This is a genomic window from Armatimonas sp. (genome assembly GCF_031410135.1).
Lineage (GTDB): Bacteria > Armatimonadota > Armatimonadia > Armatimonadales > Armatimonadaceae > Armatimonas.
Map to the genome: position 1 here is coordinate 1 of NZ_JANNYP010000493.1, position 4,409 is coordinate 4,409.

General features: G+C 61.0%; 5 protein-coding genes. 1 reads left to right on the forward strand and 4 read right to left on the reverse strand.

The genetic code is table 11. The features are described from left to right. Window positions 1-1,263: cytochrome c peroxidase (locus tag RMO15_RS18315; protein WP_309715082.1), on the forward strand; the 1,263-nt coding region annotated here is incomplete at its 5' end. Window positions 1,264-1,341: 78 nt separating this feature from the next. On the opposite strand, the gene RMO15_RS18320 is transcribed toward RMO15_RS18315, so the two are convergent. The 4 genes from RMO15_RS18320 to RMO15_RS18335 form a co-directional block, all read right to left on the reverse strand. Continuing rightward, a complete protein-coding gene (locus RMO15_RS18320) occupies window positions 1,342-1,734 on the reverse strand; it encodes a hypothetical protein (protein WP_309715084.1) in 393 nt (130 codons plus the stop codon). After that, window positions 1,734-2,702 (reverse strand): hypothetical protein, encoded by a 969-nt coding sequence (locus RMO15_RS18325; protein WP_309715086.1) that lies wholly within the window; start codon window positions 2,700-2,702, stop codon window positions 1,734-1,736. Before RMO15_RS18325 ends, RMO15_RS18320 begins: the two co-directional genes overlap by 1 nt. Further along, the gene (locus RMO15_RS18330) at window positions 2,699-3,913 is read right to left on the reverse strand and encodes an MFS transporter (protein WP_309715088.1); all 1,215 of its coding nucleotides are present in this window, start codon (window positions 3,911-3,913) and stop codon (window positions 2,699-2,701) included. Before RMO15_RS18330 ends, RMO15_RS18325 begins: the two co-directional genes overlap by 4 nt. Before the next feature lie 9 nt (window positions 3,914-3,922). Next, the coding region (locus tag RMO15_RS18335) for a hypothetical protein (RefSeq protein ID WP_309715090.1) at window positions 3,923-4,409 on the reverse strand (487 nt) is incomplete at its 5' end.

The window sequence follows — 4,409 nt, forward strand, 5'->3', positions numbered from 1 at the left end:
GCTCCGACACCGGCACCCACGCCCGATCCTAACGCGACGCCAAGCCCCATTCCGACGTCCACGCCAACACCAGGGCCTGATGCGACACCAACGCCTAGCCCGACGCCAACCCCCACGCCCAGCCCAACACCGAGTCCGACACCCACACCCACGCCTACCCCCACTCCAACGCCAACGCCTACCCCAACGCCAGATCCGTTTGCGGGCACCAAAGAGTACACCACGCTGGATGTGAACAGCCTCTTCAACTACGCCAACCCCGCGTTTCCGGTGCACTACGATGCCAACGTGCGGGGACAGAACAACATCCCCGCGAACAACCCGATTACCGACCGAGGGGCGACACTCGGACGTGTGCTCTTCTTTGACAAGCGCCTCAGCCGCAACGACACCGTTGCCTGTGCAACCTGTCACATCCAGAGTGATGGTTTTGTGGATAATAAAACACGCAGTGTCGGCTTTGAGGGCGGACTCACCGGAGCGCACAGCATGCGCCTTGGCAATGTCCGCTTCTACCAGGGAATGCAGATGTTCTGGGACCGTCGTGCCGCCAGTGTCGAGGCACAGGCCACGCAGCCGATCCAAGACTCCACGGAGATGGGCTTTGACGCCGCGCACGGGGGATTTGCGGCTCTCACCAGCAAGATGAGCACCCTGCCCTACTACCCCGAGCTCTTCAAGTGGGTCTTTGGCGACAGCACCATCACCGAGGATCGCGTTCAAAAGGCCCTCGCCCAGTACGAGCGCAGCATGGTCTCGGTAAACAGCAAGTTCGACACGGAGTTCGCCAAGGTCTTTAATCCGGGCCAGCCCAATGCAAATGTGGGTGCGCCGTTTGCAGGCTTCACGCAACAAGAGGAGCGCGGCAAGCAGGTCTATCTGCTCGCCCCCAACCAGGGTGGTGCAGGCTGTGCAGGCTGCCACAGTGTCCCGACGTTCTCACTGAATGGGAACTCCCGTAGCAATGGCCTAGATGCCGGCGAGACACGCATCTTCAAGTCGCCCTCGCTGAAAAATGTCGGCGTCACCGGCCCGTTCATGCACGACGGACGCTTCGCGACTCTGGGACAAGTGGTGGATCACTATATCGGGGGCGTGCAAAATGGCCCGGCGCTCGACAATAGGCTCAAGGGTCCGAATAATCAGCCCCAGCGGCTCAATATCTCGGGAGAAGACCGCGATGCCCTCGTTGCCTTCCTGCGCACCTTAACGGACAACACGATTATCAGCGATCCCAAGTTCTCCAACCCGTTCAAAAAATAGCACCTCCCTTCCTACAAACACTCACGCCGCAGCAAGCTTTTGCTGCGGCGTTTTTACTTTCCTAACCGCTTCTCGTTTCTAGTCCGGAGAGACTTGGTTCCAGGCATTCAGGGCCGAGGCAAGCGCGTTTTGCGACGCGAGATAGTACTGCTGCAAATGCGAATCGGTGGGGTGAACTAGAAACTGCGAGAGCGTGATGTCAAAGCGCTCCAGCTCAATGCCTTTGCGAGTGGCATAGTCCTGAATGCCGCGTAGCGCCTCGGAGACCCAGGGCTGGAGGTTATCGTAGGGCTCACCCGTGCGCCAGAGGACATGCTCGATACGGATAATCCCTAGCCCATTCGAACTTGATGGCACGGCGAGCCGTACTTCGAGCCCTCCCATACGCTCCGCTGTGGGAGTCTGCTGGAGAAAGTAGCTTGAGCCCACTGTGCGACGCAGTGGTGGAAGGTAGCAAGGCTCATTAGACATCAGGGCAGCTCCCACGACCAGACCTCGGGGGAACGGACACCGGGGCGGGCTTCCCCGCCCGCAATAATCCACCGTTTCCCCCAGTGCACCACGGGCACCGTCACACGAGCCACTTCGAGCTCACCGTCACGCGTCCAGCAGTTCGTTTTCGGGTTGTAGCGCAGGAGGTTTTTGGAAAATCCGGGGTGCTCCTGGGGTGGCAGGCCAACTCGTGAGCCATCATCGCCGCCTAAGACAAATATCCCCGTTTTGGAGGTCGGAGCAGGCGAGGGGGCCGCGACAACAGGCGAAGGCAAGTCGGCGAGCTGCCGCCAGCCCTTGCCTGGGGTGAGCTGGTAGGCATCTTTCAAGTACCGACGCTTCACCGCCCCGCTCTCGTCGGTGTACAGCTCGGCCCCGCCAAAGAGCCAGAAGCTCCCGGAAAACGCCGCCGCCGTCGCCAGAATCCGACCGGGGCCTGGCACGGGCGGTAGCTCTCTCCAGGTTGAGGAAGCTCGGGAGAGCTTGAGACCAAAAACTCGCCTACTTGCCGTCTTGCTGGTCGGGGATTCTTGCCCCGCAGCGACATAGAGCGTCTCCCCGACAAGAGTCCCACAACCATTTGCCAGCGGGATCGGCAGCGCGGGAAGCGGTAGCGTGAGGAGCTTGCCCCCCCGCCACTCCAAGCGAAACGCCTCAGAGTAGTGCTGGCTGAGGTCGCTCCCGCCCACACAGATCACACCATCGCGGTAGGAGGCACTCACACCATAGCCCAGCGGACGCGGCAGCTTTCCCACCACCTTCCAGGCTCCCTGCGGACGATCCAGCGCAAAAACAGTGTCTGTCCAGACTTTCGTGCCGCCTTCCCAGGGACGCTTATCCGGGAAGTTCGCTCCCCCCGCCACGAGCAGTGTGCCGTGGCTCACTCCTGCAAACGAACCCGCAAAGCCCTCCCTATCCGGCAGGCTCGCCAGTTTTGTACCGCTCATAGGCTCACTCCTTGGGGACGGACCCGCAGCACCAGAAAGACATTGGCAATCACCAGACAGGCGGCGAGACTCAAAATCACGGGAAAGGTGACCCCCGCATCGCGGAGCTTGCCCACGCCAATATCGGCAAAGCCCCCCAGGCTCACGCTCACAAAGTTCATGAGGCCATAGCCCGTCGCCCGAAGCTCCGGGCGCACAAGCTGCGAGAGAATCGGCATGTTATTGCAGTCAAAAAGCCCAAAGCCCAGGCCAAAAAGTGCCAAAAAACAGATTGCCACGGTAAGTGTTGGGGCGTAGCCAAGGCCAAAGAGTGCGGGGATAATCAGCGCCATTCCCACCGCACTGACCAGCGTGCGCCCCCGGACAGTCTTAAGCACCAGCCGATCCGCCCAGAGACCACCCAGAAAAAGCCCCACGAATCCTGCCAGATTGACATAGAGCCCCGCCGAGACTCCCGCCCGCCCCTGGCTGATCTCAAACTGGGATTTTAGCATCGCGGGCATCCAGTCCTTCATCATCCAGCCCGGCCACGCCGCCAGCGCAAAGTAGGCCGTGAGAAGAAGAAACGAGGGATTGCCCAAAAGCTGCCGTAGCGCCGATAAAGGCGAGTTTTGGGGAGCCGTCTCTGAAACTACGGCTCGGGGAGCATCTCGGAGCAGAAGAAACAGGGGGAGCGCGTAGAGAACGCCCAGTGCCCCCGCCGTATGAAAGGCCCAGCGCCAGCCCAAGCTCGGGGCATCGGCGACAAAGCCTGAAAAGCCGCCCAGGATCACCCCGATATAGATCGCCGCCGTGTGAATGCCTGTCGCCCGTGACTTCGTCGCTCCCGTGTGGTAGTCCATGATCAGCGCCAGTGCCGCCGGGATGTAGAACGCCTCGCTTACCCCCATCAGGGTTCGGGCAGTGAGAAGCTCTGCATAGCCCGTCGCCTGCCCCGTCCACCACGTGATCGCCGACCAGGCCGCAAGACTGGCGCAGATAATTCCCCGGCGGCTAAACCGATCCGCCAGATAGCCACCGATCGGGCTCAGACAGGCGTAGACCCACTTGAACTGTGCCAGCATCACTCCCCAGCTGGTGTCACTCTTGATATCCACCAGCTCAGCCATCACGGAGAACTTCATCGAGGCGAGCATCTGGCGATCCAAGTAGTTCAGCAGTGCCACCGGGGCGAGCAAGAACACCACCAGCCAGAGAGTGTTCTTGCCCACGGGCAGCACCTATGCCTCCAGCGAGGGAAGAGCTTGAATCGCGTGGTTCCAGGCCGCAATCAGCCGGTCTTCGTAGGTGTCGCTCTCGGCGGGCTGTGCCTTATCGTTGGTCTCCATCCAGGCGATGGTTCGCAGGGCGCCCTCGCGCCAGGAGATGCTCTGGCCGGGGTAGCCGCCGATAGCCTTGATCTTATCGGTGGTGAAGATGCTGGGCCAGCCGAAGATCTCGCGCAGGCCGCCGGTCCAATCAGACTTGGCAAGGGTTTCCAGAACGCTCATCGGAATATAGACGGGATTAAACGTCCCGCCGACGACCTCAGCGACAGTTTTGTGATAGTCGTTCCAGGTCATGTTCTCCTCGCCGGTGATATTGAAGCACTCCCCGACGGCGGCTTGCTTGCCCATCACGGAGATAAAGCCCTCCGCGACATCGTCCACGTGGCAGCTTGCCCAGAGGCCGGTTCCATCGCCGGGGACGATCATGGGAAGGCCCTTG

What these genes read in the sequence shown, in the direction of transcription:
- RMO15_RS18320 (WP_309715084.1), bottom strand. Translation starts at nt 1,734, where the DNA reads ATGTCTAATGAGCCTTGCTACCTTCCACCACTGCGTCGCACAGTGGGC.
- RMO15_RS18325 (WP_309715086.1), bottom strand. Translation starts at nt 2,702, where the DNA reads ATGAGCGGTACAAAACTGGCGAGCCTGCCGGATAGGGAGGGCTTTGCG.